This window comes from Thalassobaculum sp. OXR-137 (assembly GCF_034377285.1).
In the GTDB taxonomy this organism is placed as follows: domain Bacteria; phylum Pseudomonadota; class Alphaproteobacteria; order Thalassobaculales; family Thalassobaculaceae; genus Thalassobaculum.
In genome coordinates this window covers 3,297,400-3,315,499 of sequence record NZ_CP139715.1, presented here as the reverse complement: position 1 = coordinate 3,315,499, position 18,100 = coordinate 3,297,400, and the positions used below count along the sequence as shown (strand labels likewise).

General features: G+C 67.9%; 15 protein-coding genes. 7 read left to right on the top strand and 8 right to left on the bottom strand.

From position 1 onward, the window contains the following. The first annotated feature begins 69 nt into the window (after positions 1–69). Positions 70–1,335, top strand: a complete 1,266-nt coding sequence (gene ectB, locus T8K17_RS15620; RefSeq protein WP_322330664.1) for a diaminobutyrate--2-oxoglutarate transaminase — start codon at positions 70–72, stop codon at positions 1,333–1,335. A gap of 243 nt (positions 1,336–1,578) precedes the next feature. On the opposite strand, the gene T8K17_RS15615 is transcribed toward ectB, so the two are convergent. The 4 genes from T8K17_RS15615 to T8K17_RS15600 are packed head-to-tail and all read right to left on the bottom strand — an operon-like array spanning position 1,579 to position 5,010. Continuing rightward, positions 1,579–2,259 (bottom strand): isochorismatase family cysteine hydrolase, encoded by a 681-nt coding sequence (locus tag T8K17_RS15615; RefSeq protein ID WP_322330663.1) that lies wholly within the window; start codon positions 2,257–2,259, stop codon positions 1,579–1,581. A 38-nt stretch (positions 2,260–2,297) separates the two neighbouring features. Further along, entirely contained in the window at positions 2,298–3,203 is a 906-nt protein-coding gene (locus tag T8K17_RS15610; protein ID WP_322330662.1) for a polysaccharide deacetylase family protein, read from the bottom strand. Continuing rightward, positions 3,200–4,117: a polysaccharide deacetylase family protein gene (locus tag T8K17_RS15605; protein ID WP_322330661.1), complete on the bottom strand. Its 918-nt coding sequence runs from the start codon at positions 4,115–4,117 to the stop codon at positions 3,200–3,202. Before T8K17_RS15605 ends, T8K17_RS15610 begins: the two co-directional genes overlap by 4 nt. Before the next feature lie 11 nt (positions 4,118–4,128). Then, the gene (locus T8K17_RS15600) at positions 4,129–5,010 is read right to left on the bottom strand and encodes an isocitrate lyase/PEP mutase family protein (RefSeq protein ID WP_322330660.1); all 882 of its coding nucleotides are present in this window, start codon (positions 5,008–5,010) and stop codon (positions 4,129–4,131) included. Between the two features lie 144 nt (positions 5,011–5,154). Between T8K17_RS15600 and T8K17_RS15595 the strand changes: the two genes are divergently transcribed. Next, positions 5,155–6,522: an acyclic terpene utilization AtuA family protein gene (locus tag T8K17_RS15595; protein WP_322330659.1), complete on the top strand. Its 1,368-nt coding sequence runs from the start codon at positions 5,155–5,157 to the stop codon at positions 6,520–6,522. Continuing rightward, a complete protein-coding gene (locus tag T8K17_RS15590) occupies positions 6,522–6,851 on the top strand; it encodes a DUF4387 domain-containing protein (protein ID WP_322330658.1) in 330 nt (109 codons plus the stop codon). The genes T8K17_RS15595 and T8K17_RS15590 overlap by 1 nt, the downstream gene beginning before the upstream one ends. A gap of 10 nt (positions 6,852–6,861) precedes the next feature. On the opposite strand, the gene T8K17_RS15585 is transcribed toward T8K17_RS15590, so the two are convergent. Next, complete coding sequence (locus T8K17_RS15585; protein ID WP_322330657.1) at positions 6,862–7,530, bottom strand: GntR family transcriptional regulator; 669 nt, start codon at positions 7,528–7,530, stop codon at positions 6,862–6,864. A gap of 254 nt (positions 7,531–7,784) precedes the next feature. Between T8K17_RS15585 and T8K17_RS15580 the strand changes: the two genes are divergently transcribed. Beyond that, a complete protein-coding gene (locus T8K17_RS15580; RefSeq protein WP_322330656.1) occupies positions 7,785–9,176 on the top strand; it encodes a dihydroorotase in 1,392 nt (463 codons plus the stop codon). Between the two features lie 4 nt (positions 9,177–9,180). Here T8K17_RS15580 and T8K17_RS15575 read toward each other — a convergent pair whose 3' ends face one another. Further along, positions 9,181–10,563: a nitroreductase family protein gene (locus T8K17_RS15575; RefSeq protein ID WP_322330655.1), complete on the bottom strand. Its 1,383-nt coding sequence runs from the start codon at positions 10,561–10,563 to the stop codon at positions 9,181–9,183. Between the two features lie 249 nt (positions 10,564–10,812). Between T8K17_RS15575 and T8K17_RS15570 the strand changes: the two genes are divergently transcribed. From T8K17_RS15570 to T8K17_RS15560, 3 genes are all read left to right on the top strand, one after another. Then, complete coding sequence (locus T8K17_RS15570) at positions 10,813–11,838, top strand: TRAP transporter substrate-binding protein DctP (RefSeq protein WP_322330654.1); 1,026 nt, start codon at positions 10,813–10,815, stop codon at positions 11,836–11,838. 97 nt (positions 11,839–11,935) lie between these two features. Further along, a complete protein-coding gene (locus T8K17_RS15565) occupies positions 11,936–12,481 on the top strand; it encodes a TRAP transporter small permease (protein ID WP_322330653.1) in 546 nt (181 codons plus the stop codon). Positions 12,482–12,491: 10 nt separating this feature from the next. Then, a complete protein-coding gene (locus T8K17_RS15560) occupies positions 12,492–13,802 on the top strand; it encodes a TRAP transporter large permease (protein WP_322330652.1) in 1,311 nt (436 codons plus the stop codon). Between the two features lie 366 nt (positions 13,803–14,168). Here the strand turns inward: T8K17_RS15560 and T8K17_RS15555 are convergent, their stop codons facing one another. After that, entirely contained in the window at positions 14,169–16,133 is a 1,965-nt protein-coding gene (locus T8K17_RS15555) for an aconitase family protein (RefSeq protein WP_322330651.1), read from the bottom strand. A gap of 613 nt (positions 16,134–16,746) precedes the next feature. Next, a complete protein-coding gene (locus T8K17_RS15550) occupies positions 16,747–18,099 on the bottom strand; it encodes an FAD-binding protein (protein WP_322330650.1) in 1,353 nt (450 codons plus the stop codon). Between the last annotated feature and the right edge of the window lies 1 nt (position 18,100).

Here is an 18,100-nt window from a genome sequence, read left to right as displayed (position 1 = left end):
CGCATGACGCGCATTTTCAGAATAGAGTAATATATTATTCAAGCCAGCTTCGGTCCGGGAGTCCGACCCATGCACGACATCTTCGACCTCGCCGAATCCCGTGTCCGCTCCTACTGCCGCAGCTTCCCCGCCCTGTTCACCCGGGCGATCGGGCATCAGGTCTTCACCGAGGACGGCCGCTGCCTGACCGACCTGCTCACCGGCTGCGGCGCCCTAAACTACGGCCACAACAATCCGACCCTGAAACGGGCGGTGCTCGACTATCTCGCCCATGACGGGATCGTGCAGGCCATGGACCTGCACACCGAGGCCAAGGCGGCATTCCTACGACGCTTCCGCCGGGTGATCCTGGAGCCGCGCGGGATGCCGCATCGGGTCATGTTCACCGGCCCGACCGGCACCAACGCGGTGGAGGCGGCGCTGAAGCTGGCGCGCAAGGCGACCGGCCGCGCCACGATCGTGGCCTTCACCGGCGGGTTCCACGGCATGACCCTCGGCGCGCTCGCCGCCACCGCCAACCGGGACAAGCGGCGCGGCGCCGGCCAGCCGCTGCCGGGGGTGCTGCGCCTGCCCTTTGACGGCTACGGCACCGCCGACATGCTCGATTTCCTGGAACGCGCCATCGAGGATCCGGGCAGCGGCATCGACGCGCCGGCCTGCTTCCTGGTGGAGACGGTGCAGGGCGAAGGCGGCCTGCGGGCGGCGTCCGCCGACTGGCTGCTGCGGGTGCAGGCCCTGGCCGAGCGGTCGGGCGCCCTGCTCGCGATCGACGACATCCAGGCGGGATGCGGGCGCACCGGCAGTTTCTTCAGCTTCGAGCCGTTCGGCCTTAAGCCGGATCTGGTCTGTCTGTCGAAATCCATCGGCGGCATCGGCCTGCCCATGGCGCTGCTGCTGATCGAGCCGTCGCGCGACGTCTGGGAGCCGGGGGAGCATAACGGCACGTTCCGGGGCAACAATCTCGCCTTCGTCGCGGCGGAGGCGGCGCTGGGCTACTGGGAGGACCGGGCGTTCCAGGACGACCTGGCGCAGAAGATCGACATTCTGGACGACCGCTTGGAGGCCATCGCCGCCCGCTGGCCGGAGCATGTGGCCGGGCTGCGCGGACGCGGGTTCATGCGCGGGCTGGTGCTGCAGGGACCGGGCACCGCCGCCCTGGTCTCGCGGCAGCTTTTCGCGCGCGACGTGATTGCGGAGACCTGCGGGCCGGACGACGAGGTGCTGAAGCTGCTGCCGCCCCTGACCATCCCGATCGACGCCCTCACCCAGGCGCTGGACACCATCGAGGACGTGATCGCCGGCCTCGCCTCGGTGGAGCTGGCGGCGGCGCGGTGATCCCCCGTCACCGACTTCCTGGACTTGATCCAGGATCGTGCCGCGGACGCTGCAGAGGCACGGTCCTGGACAGCGCCTCCGGCGCTTCCAGGAAGTCGGTTGTATTTGCAGGTGAATGTAGAGCCTGGTGCCGAGCCCGGCTTCTTCCCTACCCCCAAACCGACTTCCCGGACGATCCCGGATCTCATCCGGGATTGAGCCGGGAAGTCGGTTGTTTTCAGTATTTTGCGAATCTATCCTGAATCAGAGATTCAACTCCGACATCACCTCATCGGTGCTGCGCACCCGGCCGAAGAGGCGCTGGAAGTTCTGCATCGTGCCCTCGTGCAGCTCTTTCCGCGTCGTGGCGCAGCCGTCTTCCACCATGGTCACGTGATAGCCGCGGTCGGCCGCCTCGCGGGCCGTGGTCTCCACGCACATGTTGGTCGACACGCCGGTCATGTAGAGATTGTCCCAACCCATCGAGCGCAGCAGGTGGTCGAGCCCGGTGGAGGCGAAGGCGCCGATGCTGGTCTTGCGCACGATCAGTTCGCCCGGCTGCGGTTCCAGGCCGGCGACGACCTTGTGCTCCTCGCTGCCGACCCAGTTGTTGGTCTCCTGGAACATCTTGCGCATGTGCGGCGGGGCGTCGGCGGCATCCTCGCGCTGGGCGCCGAGGGTGACGTAGACCACGCCGCCGCCCTTGGCGCGGAAGCCGTCCAGCATGCGGCGGATGTTCGGCACCACGAGCTTCTCGATCCGGTCGAAGCGGTAATCGGTGGAGGTCGACCCCTCCGCCTTCATCCGGCGGCCGAGCGCGCCGGTGCGCGAGCCCGACGCGTTCTGCATGTCGACGATCACCAGGGCGGAGCGCTCGAACTCCACCGGGCGCTCGGTCATGAACGCGCGGATGTAGTCGACATTGTCGATGCCTGCGGTGGCCATGTCAGTCTCTCCTTAGGGGCGCCGTCGGGCGCGAAAAGTCAGTCGGATTGCAGGGAGCGGAAGTGCCGGGCGACGTCGCCGGCGGTGGTCTGCCAGACGCCGTCGCGCGCCGGCGCGATGCGCTCCAGCACCTGCTCCAGGAAGCGGATGCGGTGGAACTGGCCGACGATCCAGGGATGCAGGGACAGCGAGAAATACCGTCCCCCCGCCCGCTCCTCGTAGAGCCGGTCGAAGGCTGAGACGACCATCTCCTCCCAGGTCTCGCGCGGCACCTTGCGCAGCCACATGATCTCGCCGTCGTCCCATTCGGGCTGGCGCGGGATGGAGACCAGGGACGGCTTGGTGGTGAGCATGTAGGGCTGGTCGTCGTTCGGCCAGTCCATGACGTAGTCGAGCCCGAACTCGGCCAGCAGGCCGGCGGTGATCTCGCTCTCGCCATAGGCCGGGCCGGCCCAGCCGGTCGGCCGCTGGCCGGTGATGCGCTCCACCGTCTCCAGGCTCTCGTCGATCATCCAGCGCTGGGCGTCGGCGTCGAGCTTGGAGGTGATCATCCGGTCGGAATGGGTGCCGGCGGCGACGAACTCGACCTTGCGGTCCATCAGACGCTCGACGATGGCCGGATAGCGCTTCAGCGCCGAGGCGTTGGCCGGCACCGTCAGCTTCAGGCCGAACCGGTCGAGCCGGTCGAGCACCCGGAAGATGCCGATGCGGTTGCCGTATTCGCGCTGGGTGTAGCCGGTGTAGTCCGGGTAGAAATTGCCGAACGCGCCCTGATAGCGCGGGTCGCGCCAATCCTCCTTGGGCGGCTCGAGCCGCCAGAACTCCAGGTGCAGCAGCACGGTGAAGGCGAGCCCGTTGCCGTCGGGCCAGGAGATCGCCGGACGCCGGTCCATCGCCGAATAGCGATAGAGATCATGGTCCATGCCGGGACGCGGTTCGGTCATGGCGCGTCCTCCCAGCCCAGATGGGCTTTCATCGTGTCGAGGTGATTGGCGATGTACCAGTCGGCAATCTCCTCGCCGGTGGCCAGCCAGACCTTGTCGTGGCCGGTGATGTAGGCGAGCGTGCGGTCCAGATGCTTGATCCGGTGCGGCTGGCCCAGGATGTAGGGGTGCAGCGCCAGACAGAGCACCCGCGGCTGCTCCTCGCCCTCCTTGTACAGGGTGTCGAAGGCGTCGCAGGTCCAGTTGGCGAAATCCTCGCCGTCGAACTGGTTGCGGTACATGACCGCGTCGTTCAGCTCCATCGTGTAGGGGATGGTCACCAGGGTGCGGCCCGAGCGGGTGCGCATCGGGAACGGCTGATCGTCGTGGTACCAGTCGCAGTAATAGTCGATCCCCGCCTCGGCCACGAGGTCGGGCGTGTTGAAGGTCCAGGAACCGGCCGGCGAGAACCAGCCGCGCAGCTTGCGGCCGGTGAGCTTGGTGTGCAGATCCATGCTCTCATGGATCGCGTCCCGCTCCTCCTCCTCGGAGTAGCCCCAGTGGTAGCGGGTGTTGTACATGCCGTGGGACATGATCGCCCACTTGCGGGCCTCGCAGGCCTCGAAGATCTCGGGGTAGTGCACGAAGTTCGACATGCTGAGCGACAGGGTGCCGCGCACGCCGTGGGCGTCCATGACTTCCATCATCCGCCACAGACCGACCCGGTTGCCGTAGTCCCGCACCCCGTAGCCGTGCACGTCCGGATGGGGCGTGCGCGGCCAGGGATCGCGGATCCGCGACGGCCGCGGCAGGAACTCGTAATGCTCCACATTGGGCACCACCCATACCGCGATCTTCGCGCCGTTCGGCCAGGTCAGCTTCGGGCGGTCGACGATGGCGGAATACGGGGCCCTATCCTCGTGCGCGAACGTCATGCGGGGCTCTCCTAGTCCTCGACGGCGTAGTGCTTTTCCATGGCGTCGTAGGTCGACTTGTGGACCAGCCGCTGGCGCTCGACGAAATCGGCGAGACGGTCCTGCACGGCGTCCAGATTGCCGTCGCGCTTCAGCGCACCCAGCACCTCGCTCATGGCCCGCATCGCGGCCTGCAGCGGCGTGTTGGCATAGAGCACGATGGCGAAACCGATCTTCGCCAGCTCTTCCTGGGACAGCATCGGGGTGCGGCCGCCGACCACCAGGTTCGCCACCTGCGGCACCGGCAGCTCGGCGCAGATCCGGGTCATCTCCTCGACCGAGGTCGGCGCTTCCACGAAGGTCACGTCGGCCCCCGCCTCGATATACATCCGGGCACGGTCCAGGGCGCCGTCGATCCCCTCGATGGCGCGGGCGTCGGTGCGAGCGATGATGAGAAAGTTCTCGTCCTCGCGCGCGTCGGCGGCGGCGCGGACCTTGGTCGCCATCTCCTTGGCGGGGATCACCGCCTTGCCGTCGAAATGGCCGCATTTCTTCGGGAAGACCTGGTCCTCGATCTGAACGGCGCAGGCGCCCGCCCGCTCAAGCACCCGCACCGTGCGGTGGGTGTTGATGGCGTTGCCGAATCCGGTGTCCATGTCGACGAACAGCGGCAGGCTGCTGATCTCGGCGATCGCGGCGGTGGTGGTCTGGATCTCGCTCATGGTGACCAGGCCGATATCCGGCACGCCGAGCAGGGTGTTGGCAATGCCGGCCCCCGTCACGTAGCAGGCCTCGAAGCCCTGATCCTCGATCACCCGGGCGGTCAGCGAATTCGCGGCCCCCGGCACCAGAACGGCGCGCCGTTCCTCCAGCATCGCCCTGAATTTCTTTCGGCGATCAGCAAGCGTCGTCATCTGGTCCAAACCTCCCAGGCCTGTTTCTATCGGGACTTAATGCCCGTTCGGATTACAGCGGGGACGAACAATATCGTCAACTGTTGACAGTTATCGATCCTCGCAGGGATGATCCGGCGCCAAGAAAATAAGGAGGAAACCATCGTGAGCAGCGCCGTCTACCGCATGTTATCGACCAGCGGCATCCTCGGCTATGGGTTCCCAGAAGCGTCACTGACGCGGGGCGAGGAGCGCGGAGTCGACATGATCGGAGTCGACGGGGGCAGCACCGATCCGGGGCCGTTCTACCTCGGCTCAGGCAAGACGCTGAGCTCGCGCCGCGCCATGAAGCGGGACCTGCGGCTGATGGTCCAGGCCGGCCGGCGCCAAGGCGTTCCGGTGGTCATCGGCACGGCCGGCGGGGCGGGCGGCGCCCCGCATCTGCAGATCACCGCCGACATCGTGCGCGAGATCTGCCGCGAGGACGGCATCCACCTGCGGCTCGCCACCATCGAGGCCGAGCAGGACAAGGCGGCGCTGAAACGGGCGACCGCCGACGGCAGGATGAAGACGCTCACCGGCGGGCCGGCGATCGACGCCGCTTCCATCGACCGGGCCGAGCGGGTGGTCGGCATGATGGGTCCGGAGCCCTTCGCCGCCGCCCTGGACGGCGGCGCCGACGTGGTGCTCGCCGGCCGGTCGAGCGATCCCGCCCCCTGGGCCGCCATGGCGATCCGCGCCGGCAAGGCGCCGGCCCCGGCCTGGTATGCCGGCAAGATGCTGGAATGCGGCGCCACCCCGTCGATTCCCAAGGGCCACGACTGCCTCTACGTGACCGTGGACGACGACGGCGTGGTGCTGGAGCCGACCGCGCCGGAGCGAGCCTGCACCCCCTCCTCCGTCGCCAACCACGCGCTGCACGAGAACCCGAGCCCCTGTATCCATGTGGAGCCGGGCGGCATCCTCGACACCACCGACTGCCGCTTCGACGCGGTGAACGACCGGGCGGTGCGGGTCTCCGGCATGACCTGGACCCCCTCGCCCTACACGGTGAAACTGGAGGGCGTGGAACTGGTCGGCTACCGGGCGATCAGCATCTGCGGCACCCGCGACCCGCTGCTGATCGACACGCTGGACGATTTCCTGAAGGCGATCCACGAGTCGACCGCCACCAAGGTCGGCAATCTCGGGGTCACGCCGGACGACTACAAGCTCATCATCCGCCGCTACGGGCTGGACGGGGTCATGGGGGCCGCCGAGCCGCTGCGGAGCACGGCCAAGCCGCACGAGATCGGCTTCGTGGTGGAGGCGGTCGCCGACGACCAGGACACCGCCGACGCGGTGCTGTCGGTCGCGCGGGTGACCATGCTGCACACCGACTTCCCCGGCCGGCTCTGCCGCGAGGGCAACATGGCCTTCCCCTACTCGCCCTCGGACATCCAGGCGGGGCCGGTGTACCGGTTCTCGGTGTTCCAGACCATGGCCGTGGACGATCCCCTCGCCCCGTTCCCGATCAGCTACGAGGACCTGTGATGCCCCGGATCCGCGATATCGCCAAGGTCTGCAAGTCGAAGAACGCCGGCCCGTTCCAGCTCACCATCGACGTGGTGTTCGAGACCCGCGCCACCTACGACGCGGTGGCGGCGACCGGCGTGCTGACCCCGAAACTGATCGCCGAACTCTACGACGTGGCCGAGGAGGACGTGCTGTTCACGCCCTATCCGGCGGGTCTGGCGTTCAAGGCGACGATCCCGCGGCATACGCCGGCGGGAGATCTGGGCGACACCGACGTCTATGGCTGCCAGCAGCACGCCCCGATGCTCGATGTCGACATCCCGATCAACGATGTGCCGGCGGCCTGAACCGGACCGGTCAGGCCACGTCGGCGGCGACCAGGTGATTGATGCTGGCGCGGCTGTTGCGGATATGCGTGCGCATGGCCGCCTCCGCCGCGTCGGGATCGCGCGCCTCCAGCGCCGCCAGCACCGCCCGGTGCTCCTCCAGCGCCTGGGCCGGGCGGCCCGGGGCCGTGCTCAGCCGCTGACGGAACAGGCGCAGCAGCGAGTACAGGTCCTCGTCCAGCATCTTGATCAGCCGGTCGTTCCGGCTGGCCCGCACGATGCGGTAGTGGAAGTCCATGTCGCCGCCGCCCTGGAAGTATCCCTTCCCGGCCACGACCTGTTCGTCCTGGGCATGCCCTTCGATCATCCGCTGCAGCCGCTTCAGCTCGGCCGGCTTCATCCGGGTCGCCGCCAGACGGCAGGCCATGCCCTCCAGGCTCTCGCGGATCACCAGCAGGTCGAGGATCTGCGCCTGGTCCAGGGAGACCACCCGCGCGCCCTGATTGGCCTGGCGCTCCACCAGATTGCGGCCCTCGAGCCGGCCGATCGCCTCGCGCAGCGGGCCGCGGCTGATGCCGTAGCGCCGGGCCAGGGTGACCTCGGACAGCCGCTCCCCCGGCTTCAGCTCGCCGGACATGATCGCCTGCTCCAGCCGCTCGAAGGCCAGAGTCGACAGATTCGTCGAAGTGATCGGTTGCATCGTCTCAATCGTCGCCACAGCTACGGCCCCTCGCCCTATGCCCGGGCAGTTGGGCCTGCCCGATTTGCTTGTCATTCTAACCAGTCTAGCGCGGGATTGCCTGCGCATCTGTGCGAAATCCGCCTATTTGGCAATGAATTCGCCACGTCGCCTTGCCTATCCGCCCATAATTTGCACCAACATCGCGAACGGCGGAACCACCCATGCCGAGGGGCCGCGCGCCCGGCGGACAAGAACCCGATGGAGAGGACACGATGACCAAGATGGACCTGAGGCTGGCCGGCGGATCGGTGCTGTTGCCTGGACAGGGATTCCGCGATGTCGATGTGCTGGTCGCCGACGGCCGGATCGCCGCGGTGACCGAGCCGGGCAGCGGACCGGAGGCCACGGAGACGGTCCAGCTCGGCGGCCTGACCGTCCTGCCAGGTGCCTGCGACGTCCACCTGCATCTGGGTCACGGCAGCGACATCTCCAAGCCGCGCGTGCCCTCCGACGCCGCCAGCGAGACGGCGGCGGCGGCGATCGGCGGCGTGACCTCCTTCATCCCCTACGTGATGAGTCCGGATCCCTACGGCGCCCAGTTCGAAGAGCTGAAGTCGGTGACCGAGGCTGGCGCGCGGATCGATTTCGGCTTCCACTTCGTCATCGCCACCGACGACCAGCTCGCCGAACTGCCGCGCTACATCAAGGAGTTCGGGGTTCCTACGGCGAAGCTGTTCATGAACATCCGCGGCGACGAGGGCAAGCGGCTCGGCCTGCCCGGCACCGATGACGGTTTCATGCTGCGGCTCCTGGAGGTGCTGGCCGAGCATGGCGGCATGATGTGTCCGCACCCGGAGAACATCGAGGCGGCCTGGGTGCTGCGCGACCGGGTGATGGCCGCCGATCCCGAGGGCAGGAACGGCCTGGCGAGCTGGAACGCCACCCGCCCGCCCTTCGTGGAGGCCGACGCCATCCGCCGGGCGGCCTATTTCGGCCGAGTGACCGGTGCCAGGGTCTACACCGTCCACACCTCCTCCGGCGAGGCGCTGGCCGCCGCCGTCGAGCAGCGCAAGGCCGGCTCGAAGCTGACCATCGAGACCTGCACCCACTACCTGACCCACGACACCACGTCCCACTGGGGTCCCGTCGCCAAGGTGAACCCGCCGCTGCGCGACCCGGCCGACCGGGAGGCGCTGTGGGAGGGCATCCGCCGCGGAGACATCGACACGCTGGGCACCGACCACATCCACCGCCCGGTCTCCAGCAAGGACGGCGGCATCTGGAAGGCTCAGCCGGGCTTCCCGGGGCTCGACGCCTTCCTGCCGGCCTTCTTCACCGAGGGTCACGCCAAGCGCGGCATCCCGCTGGAGCAGCTCGCGAAACTGGTCACCTGCCAGCCGGCCGACGCCATGGGTCTGGCGCCGCGCAAGGGCCGGATCACGCCGGGCGCGGACGCGGACTTCGCGATCCTCGACATGAAGGCGCCGTGGACGGTGGAGAAATCCAGCCTGCAGAGCGATGCCGGCTACTCCGTCTGGGAAGGCCAGGAGATGGCGTGCAAGGTGCTGCACACGGTCGTGCGCGGCAATTTCGTGGTGCGCGACGGCGCCCTGACGGACGGCAGCGAGGGCACCGGCCGGTTCATGGCCCGCACCCTCGCCTGACCTCTCAGGCGACCCGCCAGCGGCCGGCATACAGCCGGCAGGCGGTACGCTTGTCATCGGTGACGACGGTCGCATCCTGGCTGACCGCCGTCCCGATGCCCTGCTCCACCTCCGGCGTGAACCGGGCGGCCAGCCAGCCGCGCACGGTCTCCGCCGACAGCGGGGTGAACGGCCCCTGGTTCGGAATGCAGCCCAGGGACTCCACCTCGCTCCAGTGGTCGCCGTAGTCGGAATCCAGGTTCCGCACGCTCGCGACCACCGCCCCGCCCGGCTTCAGCACCCGGCGCACCTCGTCCAGCATCTTCTCCGGCTCCGGCATCTGCTCCAGCACCTGGGGCAGGACGACCGCGTCCACGCTCGCATCGACATAGGGCAGCTTCGGGCCGTCGATCCGGTCCGCATGGGTGCGGTCCATGGCGAAGCCCTCCCGCTTCAGCCGCTCCAGGATGAAAGTCAGGTTGCCCTGGGACAGTTCGGCCAGATGGAAGTCCACGCCAGGATCGAGCCGGCGGCGGATCTCCGCACTGTAGGTCCCGCCCCACGGCATCAGTTCGACCGCCTTGGTTCCCGGCTTCAGATCGGGCAGCAGCGCCATCTCGGCCGCCGTCGCCTCGCCCTGGCGGCGCGAGACATAGACGCCCGCAAGCGGCGACTTGGCCCAGACCGCATAGCCCCGGAAATCGCCGAGCTGCGCCCAGGACCAGCCGCGCGGATCCCACACGGCGAAGGGGTTGGACGGGTTGGTGATCTCGAAATACGGATAGGCCTTGGCCGGCTTCGCCGGATAGATCGTGTGGGACGGCCGGGCGAAGCCGTTCCAGGAATGCACCTCCTCGAACGGCCGGCGCGGCGCCTTCATGGCCGGCGCGGTCGGCCGCGCCCGGCCGATCGCCAGGGCGCCGGTGATCTCGAAGATCGGCGGCACGTCGAACAGTTCGGCCAGCGCCTTGTTGTCGCCGATTCCCGCGTTCCAGATCGAGTCGTATCCCCGCAGATGGGCGCTCAGCATCATGTGATAACAGGCACCGGCGACCGATTGGACAACCGAGAAGTTGCCGTGGGTCCAGCCCTTCTGGAAACACAGGTAGATCAGCGCCGAGCACTCGGCGAAGTGGTGGTTGCCGCCGGAGATGTCGTGGCACCGCTGCAGCAGGTCGCGGTCGTCGACGATGATGAAATGCCACTGCTGCTGATTGCACGACGACGGCGCCTGCATCCCGTCTCGCACGATCTCGGCCAGCAGCCCGCGATCCATCGGCGAGCCGTCGAAGTCGCGGCACGACCGGCGGTCGGCCAGGATCCCGAGGATCCGGCGCCAATCTTCCGTGGCATGGGCCTCGACGGCATGGGTTTCCATCGAATGCGGGCGCGTATGCGCGTCATCCATCCCTAGTCTCCTGGTGGCCATTTCCCTTAGATTACCCCGGCAGACGAGGCGTTGACAGAAGGCTGTCGGGGCGGAAAAATGTCAACAGTTGACTATTCTGGCGCCTCCGACGCGCATGCCTGTCGGCGTGCCGGGGCCGGAAAATCAGGTCGACCCGACGGGCCGAACCGCAGATGATGCCGGATCGGCGCCGAGGTCCAGCGGACATCCCGCCAAATCAGGCGCTGAAACAGGGAGACGGAGAACTCTATGAACAAATATATCGGAACCTTCATCAAGGGTGCCGCGGTCGCCGCATCGCTCGGCATCGCCGGCAGCGCGCTGGCGCAGGATCAGGTCACGCTGCGCTGGGGCCACTATCTGCCGAACAGCCCCTTCCTCGAGGTCGAGCAGACCTTCGCCAAGAAGATCGAGGAGCGCACCGACGGCAAGGTGAAGATCGACATCACCTATGCGGGTGGCCTCGGCAAGGGCAACGAGCTGATGACCCTCGCCGGTCGCGGCGCCATCGACATGGCCTCGGTCGTGCCGGGCTACTACGCCGACCAGCTTCTGTTCATCCGCGCCTTCCAGATCCCGTTCGTGTTCGACACGCCGGCCGAGGCGATGACCCTGTCGCGCAACTCCTTCGCGGAGCTGCCGATGTTCGGCGAGGAGCTCGACAAGTTCAACGTCAAGTTCCTGTTCCACCAGCCGCTCGGCCAGTACTACCTGACCGGCCCGAACGAGAGCTGCGACACGGTCGCCGGCCTGAAGGACAAGAAGATCCGCAGCTTCGGCGCGGACATCCCCAAGCTGCATAACGCGGTGGGCGCGGTGCCGGTCACCATCGGCGTGGGCGACATCTACGAGGCGCTGGAGCGCGGTACGCTGGACTACTCGTTCATCAATCCGGGCAACATCGTCACCAACCGCTTCTACGAGCCGGGCAAGTTCAGCTGCGGCCCGGTCATGGCGATCACCGGCCACCTGATCACCATCGGCAAGCGCGCCTGGGACAAGCTGACCCCGGAGACGCAGGCGATCTTCATGGAAGAGGCCAAGATCGCGCAGCAGGCTTATCTCGACTGGATCGACGCCTTCGAAAGCAACGCCGTCGAGCAGATCAAGGCCAATGGCGGCACGGTGAAGCCGTTCCCGGATGCCGAGCTCGCCAAGTGGAAGGAGATGGCTCCGGACCTCCTCGGCGACTGGGTGAAGGACATGGAAGGCCGTGGCCTCGGCGCCGAGGCCAAGAAGGTCTACGACCAGTGGCACGCCTGGCTCGGCCACTGATCTGACGCACACCCTCCCGGCCGCCGCTTTCGGCGGCCGGGATCTTTTATTGATCCCTTCTGTTAGACCCTTTCATTCAAACCGGCACGGCGGAACCATGGTTCTTCTTTCTGGCATTCTGCGGCGCCTCGCGCTCGCCATCCTGCTGATCGGCGGGATAGGCACCATGGCGGCCATGTTCCTGGGAACCATCGAAGTGGTGGGGACGCAGATCCTCCACACGCCGGTGCCGGGCGCGCTCGAACTGACCGAAAGCACCATGGTGCTCATCGTGTTCGGCGCCCTGTGCTACGCCCAGATCCGGCGCAGCCACATCCGCGTCGAGCTGATCTACACCAACATGGGTCCGCGGGTTCGGGCCGGCATGGACGTCTTCGCCGACCTCTGCGGCCTGGTGTTCTTCTCGCTGCTGCTGTGGCAGGCCTATAACGAGGCCCAGTACAGCCTGCAGATCGGCGAGGCCACGGTCGGGCTGATCCGCTTCCCGCTGTATCCCGCGCGGATCATCCTGGCGGTCGGCACGGGGCTGCTGATCCTGCAGCTGATCCTCGACCTGATCACCGATACCAGACGGGTGATCGACGGCAGCGAATACGTTCCGGCCGAAGACTTCGACCCCACGCGCCCCCCCGGCACCGACTGAGGACCCCCGAATGCTCGATCCCGCCACGACAGGCATCCTTGTCGGCATCCTGCTGCTGTTCTTCCTGGCCGTCGGCGTCCATATCGGCGTCGCGCTCGGCCTGGGCGGCATTCTGGGCATGTATCTGGCCATCGGACCGGACGCCGCCTGGGCGCAGCTCGCCACCATCCCGTTCAGCACGACCAACGAGTTCACGCTGGCGGTCATCCCGCTGTTCATCCTGATGGGCTCGCTCGCGACGACCGCCGGGATAACCACCGATCTGTACAAGGCGGCCTATAACTGGCTGGGCCATCTGCGCGGCGGTCTCGCCATCGCCACGACGCTGGCCTCCGCCGCCTTCGGAGCGGCCTGCGGCTCAACCGTGGTCAACGCCGCGGTCTTCACCCGCATGGCCCTGCCGGAGATGACGAAGTTCGGCTACGACAAGCGGTTGAGCGCGGGCTGTATCGCCGCGTCGGGCACGCTGGCCTCGCTGATTCCGCCGAGCATTCTGATGGTGATCTACGCGATCATCACCGAGCAGTCGATCGCCGTGCTGCTGATGGCCGGCCTGGTTCCGGGCCTGCTGTCCGCCGCCGTTTTCGTGGTCGGCATCTATATTTGGGCGCTGCGCCGACCGGATATGGCGCCGACCCTGGAGACCCGTCCCTCCGCCCGCGAGCGCTACCAGTCGCTCTACGGTGTGTGGGGCATCATCTTCCTGTTCACGCTGGTCATCGGCGGCATCTACACCGGCTTCTTCGTGCCGACCTATGCCGGCGCGGTCGGCGCGTTCGGCGCCTTCCTGATCGTCCTTGCCAAGGGCCGGTTCTCCGGCAAGTCGATGGTGGAGACCTTCAAGGACGCGGGCGTGACGACCTCGGTGATCTTCATCATCGTGATCGGCGGCATCCTGTTCGCCCGGTTCCTGACCTATACCGGGCTGATCGCCGACATCTCGACGATCCTGCTGGCCTGGGACCTGAACCCGTATCTGTATCTGCTGGCCTTCGCGGTGATCTATCTGATCCTCGGCATGTTCATCGAGCCGATCGCGATCATGGTGATGACCCTGCCGGTGATGTTCCCGATCCTGACCAGCGTCGGTTTCGACCCGATCTGGCTGGGCGTGATCTCGATCAAGCTGGCGGAAATCTCGCTGATGACCCCGCCGGTTGGCCTGAACGTCTATGTGGTGCGCAGCGCCTCGCCGATCCCGCTGACGTTGGAGGAGGTGTTCTCCGGGGTCATGCCGTTCGTGCTGATGGACGTGATCACCCTCGGCCTGCTGATCGCCTTCCCGGCCATCGTCACCTTCCTGCCGGAACTGATGCGCTAGACGGGCACCACCTCCCAACGCAAGCGGCCGCACCGGGGACCCGGCGCGGCCGTTTTCGTTTCCCCGCCCTCGCGCACTCCCCGGATTTATTCCGGGGTAAGGCCGGGGATCTGGCGGGCGTCCGCCCCGTCACGCGGAAGCCTCGCCCCGGAATAAATCCGGGGAGTATCCGTGGGTGGGGGTCGCACGACGGCCGACTCGGTCCGGAGCCGCCGAGGCCGAACCACTCACCTCCCCTTCCCACTCTCGCACTCCCCGGATTCATTCCGGGGTAAGGCCGGGGATCTGACGGGCGTCCGCCCCGTCACGCGGAAGCCTTGCCCCGGAATGAATCCGGGGAGTACGTGTGGATGTGGGTGGTAAACGTCAGCCGCGCCCGCTCCGCAATTCGTCGAACGACACGATGCGCCCGGCGATGGCGCTGGCGGCGACCGTCTTCGGGCTGGCGAGCCAGACCTTGCCCGGGCCGGAGCGTCCGGGGAAGTTGCGGTTGATGGCGCTCACCGTCACCTGGTCGCTCTCCAGCGACAGGCCCGGCCCGCAGCCGGCACAGGCGCCGCAGGCCGGCTGCAGGATCTCCGCCCCGACCGCCTCGAACGCCTCGAGATAGCCCCGCTCCCGACAGTATTCCCGCACCGCCGTGGTCCCGAACTGCAGGTACAGCTTCACACCGTCCGGCACCGTGAGGCCCTGGTCGGCGGCCCAGCGCAGCACCTCGTGATAGCCGTCGAAATCCTCGCGCTTGCCGGCGGTGCAGGACCCGCCATAGGCGATGTCGACGAACACCGTCTCGGCCAGATCGGACAGCCGCACCCCGTTCCCCGGATCGCCCGGTGCCGCCAGCATCGGCACCAGGGCGGCGCAGTCGATCTCGATCTCGTGGGCATAGGCCGCCCCGGCGTCGCTCTTCATCCAGGGTTCGAGCACCACATCGATCCCGCGCCGTTCCTTCAGGAAGCGGCAGGTCTCCGCATCCGGCTCGAACAGGCCGGTCAGCCCGCCCATCTCGGCGGTCATGTTGGTGAAGGTCGCCCGCTCGTCGGTGGAGAGCTGGGCCGCGGCCGGGCCGCAGAACTCGAACACGCAGCCGATGCCGCCGCCGCCGCGCACGAACGGGTCGGCCAGCAGATGCAGCACGATGTCCTTGGCCATCACCCCGGCCGGGATGTTGCCGCTCAGGGTCACCCGCACCGTCTGCGGCACCTTGATCCGGGTCAGCCCGGTCATCAGGGCGTTCGCCATCTCGGTGCTGCCGATCCCGTAGGCGAGGCAGCCGAGCGCGCCGCAATGGGGCGTGTGGGAATCCGTCCCCGCCGCGAGCTGTCCGGGCAGCACGTACTGCTCGGTCATCATCGCGTGGGAGATGCCTTCGGAGCCCTCCTCGCCGTCCAGATAGCCGTGGTCGCGCAGCCCGTACTTCCCCACGAAGGCCCGGTGGCCGGTCGACATGCGGCGGATGCCGGGCATGCGGTCGGTCTTGGCGTTCACCTCCGGGCGATGGGCGTAGGAGTAATGGTCCTCGAAGGACACCACGCTCGCCGGGTCCGCGAAGACCAGATCCTCGCCATAGGCCTTTTCCAGCATGTGGCCGCACATGGCGGTGTAGATGTCGTGGAAATAGCGCCAGGCCGGACGCACGAACCCGGCCGAGCCGGGCGCCAGGCTCCAGCTCTCGCCGCCGATTTCCACGGCGTGGCGGGCGATGATCTTCTCGGCCAGGGTCTTCGGGGCCAGGGTTTTCGGGCCGCTGTTCGCCAGGCGCTCGGCCCGCAGCGGCGTGGCGGTCGGCGCGACGGCGCGGCCGTAGCCGAGCAGTCCGCCGGCGCGCAGGATCGCCTGGGCCTGGGGGTCGCGGCCGGCCAGCAGATCCTCGATCGGGATCGCCTCGCCGGCGCGGATGCGCGCGATCAGCCCGAAATCGGTGGCGGTGAACAGGCCGAGATTGTCGGCGTTCTGGCGGTACAGCCGCTCGAACCCCTCGGCGACGATCAGCCGGATGCCGGCCCGCACCTCGGCCAGCGGGCTGTGCTCGCGCGAGGAGCCCTTGCCGTAGCGGTTGCCGCCGACGAGGACCGAGAAGCCGCCATCGAGGATCGCCGCCTCGCCGATCGGCCGCTGCCCCTGGGTCTCGAAGCCGATATGGGCGAAGCGGGCGATGGTGTCGTCGTAATGCACCACGGTGGGGATCGGGGTGATCTCGTCGGTGGAGATGTCGGTGCGCAGGGGCGCGGCCTCCTCCGCGGAGAGGTCCTCGCCGGCGAACTGGCGCGCGAGCTTGGCCGGGTCGTCCGACAGGAACAGGATGCGACCGGGAAACGCGATCCGGGTCATGGCGCTCGGCCTCATGCGGTTTCGGTATGCGGGAATGCTAGCGCTGCGGCGGGCCGCCGAGAAACCCGGATGTCCGCAAACCGGTTCCGCGGGGGATGTGCACATTCCCCCTCCTCCCCCACTCCCCGGATTTTTTCCGGGGCGAGGCCAGGGATCTGACGGGCATCCGACCCGTCACGCGGAAGCCTTGCCCCGGAATAAATCCGGGGAGTGTCAGAGTTTGGGGAGTCGCACGAAGGCAGGCTCGTCCAGGCACGCCGAGGGCAAACAACTCATACTCCGCACCCATTCCCCCACTCCCCGGACTTGTTCCGGGCCGAGACCTGGGATCCGACGGGCATCCGACCCGTCACACGGACGCCTTGCCCCGGAATAAATCCGGGGAGTGCCAAAGTTTGGGGAGTCGCACGAAGGCAGGCTCGTCCAGGCACGCCGAGGGCAAACAACTCATACTCCACGCCCATTCCCCCACTCCCCGGATTTATTCCGGGGCGAGGCCAGGGATCCGACGGGCGTCCGACCCGTCACGCGGAAGCCTCGCCCCGGAATTAATCCGGGGAGTGTGAGAAGGTTGGGAGTGTGGAGAGGGTGAAGAGTGCCGGAGACCCCCGCCTCAGCCCCGCAGATCCCTCGCCGCCCGCAGGCCCGCCAAGCGACCAAGCGCGAGTGCCGTCAGCAGCCCGTTGCCCGAGGCATACCCGCCCGCCCCGGTCCGGCCGCTGATCCCGGCCGCGGCACCGCCACCGGCGAAGAGGTTCTCCACCACGCTGCCGTCCGGGCGCAGCACCCGCGCGTCTTCGTCCACCATCAGCCCGCCCTGGGTGTGGAACAGGCCGGGCTTCACCCGCACGATGGCGAAGGGGGCGGCCAGCGGCGCCAGTTCGAACTTCCGGCGGCCGAACCCGTCCGCCGCATCGCCCCGCGCCGCCGCGTTATAGGCGGCCACCGTGTCGGCCAACACCGCCCCGTCGACCTCCATGTGATCGGCCAAGCCTTCCGGCGTGTCGGCCCAGCGCACGCCGCCCATCTCGGCCAGCTCGGCGTATTCCTCCTCCTGGGCGGCGATCTCGTGGATGCGGCGGTCGTAGACGGCATAGGCCATCTCGCCCTGCCCCATCACGTTGGGGGCGAAGCCGGAATAGCCGGCATCCTCGTTGCCGAAACGTTTGCCATTGGCGGAGACCAGGATCCCGCCCTTCTCGATCGTGGTCCAGGACAGCAGGCTGCCCTGTGGGTACGCCACCGCAGCATAGCCCTGATAGGCGCCCATATTGCCCAGGGCCGCGCCGATCTCCCCGCCCCAGGAAGCCGCCTCTCCGGTGCTGCCCAGTGCGCCGAAATACTCCGCCGGCGCGATCTCCGGGCACCAGCGGGCGACCATCTCCCGGTTGCCGGCGAAGCCGTTGGTCGCCACCAGCACCTTGGAAGCCCGGATCGGCTCACCGGCGACGATGGCGCCCTGCACGGCACCATCCTCGACGATCAGCCGGTCGACCGGGTTGCCCACCGCCAGGGGAATGCCCCGGTCGGCCACGAAGCCCAGCAGGTCGTCCACCAGATCCTGCCCCCGGCGCGAGCGCGGGGCGTGCAGGCGCGGCACGCTGTGGCCCACATGCTTGTAGGCGGTGACCAGCTCCATGCGGGCGCCGAGATCGTCGATCAGCCATTCCACCAGCGGGGCGGACTGCTCGGCCATCCGCCGGGTCAGACCGTCGGCGTCGTGATGCCCGGCGGTCGCCAGCAAGTCGGCGACGAGCTGCTCCGGCGAATCCTCGATCCCGGCCGCGCGCTGGAAGCGGCTGCCCGCCCCCGGCACCGAGCCGGTGCTGAGCGACGAGTTGCCGCCGGGACGGGCCAGCTTCTCCACGATGGCGACGGAGATGCCCGCGTCATGGGCGGCGATGGCCCCGGCAAGCCCGCAGGCGCCGGCGCCGATGACCAGCAGGTCGGTATCCACGTCAGTCATT

What these genes read in the sequence shown, in the direction of transcription:
- ectB (WP_322330664.1), top strand. Translation starts at nt 70, where the DNA reads ATGCACGACATCTTCGACCTCGCCGAATCCCGTGTCCGCTCCTACTGC.
- T8K17_RS15615 (WP_322330663.1), bottom strand. Translation starts at nt 2,259, where the DNA reads ATGGCCACCGCAGGCATCGACAATGTCGACTACATCCGCGCGTTCATG.
- T8K17_RS15610 (WP_322330662.1), bottom strand. Translation starts at nt 3,203, where the DNA reads ATGACCGAACCGCGTCCCGGCATGGACCATGATCTCTATCGCTATTCG.
- T8K17_RS15605 (WP_322330661.1), bottom strand. Translation starts at nt 4,117, where the DNA reads ATGACGTTCGCGCACGAGGATAGGGCCCCGTATTCCGCCATCGTCGAC.
- T8K17_RS15600 (WP_322330660.1), bottom strand. Translation starts at nt 5,010, where the DNA reads ATGACGACGCTTGCTGATCGCCGAAAGAAATTCAGGGCGATGCTGGAG.
- T8K17_RS15590 (WP_322330658.1), top strand. Translation starts at nt 6,522, where the DNA reads ATGCCCCGGATCCGCGATATCGCCAAGGTCTGCAAGTCGAAGAACGCC.
- T8K17_RS15585 (WP_322330657.1), bottom strand. Translation starts at nt 7,530, where the DNA reads ATGCAACCGATCACTTCGACGAATCTGTCGACTCTGGCCTTCGAGCGG.
- T8K17_RS15580 (WP_322330656.1), top strand. Translation starts at nt 7,785, where the DNA reads ATGACCAAGATGGACCTGAGGCTGGCCGGCGGATCGGTGCTGTTGCCT.
- T8K17_RS15575 (WP_322330655.1), bottom strand. Translation starts at nt 10,563, where the DNA reads ATGGATGACGCGCATACGCGCCCGCATTCGATGGAAACCCATGCCGTC.
- T8K17_RS15570 (WP_322330654.1), top strand. Translation starts at nt 10,813, where the DNA reads ATGAACAAATATATCGGAACCTTCATCAAGGGTGCCGCGGTCGCCGCA.
- T8K17_RS15565 (WP_322330653.1), top strand. Translation starts at nt 11,936, where the DNA reads ATGGTTCTTCTTTCTGGCATTCTGCGGCGCCTCGCGCTCGCCATCCTG.
- T8K17_RS15560 (WP_322330652.1), top strand. Translation starts at nt 12,492, where the DNA reads ATGCTCGATCCCGCCACGACAGGCATCCTTGTCGGCATCCTGCTGCTG.
- T8K17_RS15555 (WP_322330651.1), bottom strand. Translation starts at nt 16,133, where the DNA reads ATGACCCGGATCGCGTTTCCCGGTCGCATCCTGTTCCTGTCGGACGAC.
- T8K17_RS15550 (WP_322330650.1), bottom strand. Translation starts at nt 18,099, where the DNA reads ATGACTGACGTGGATACCGACCTGCTGGTCATCGGCGCCGGCGCCTGC.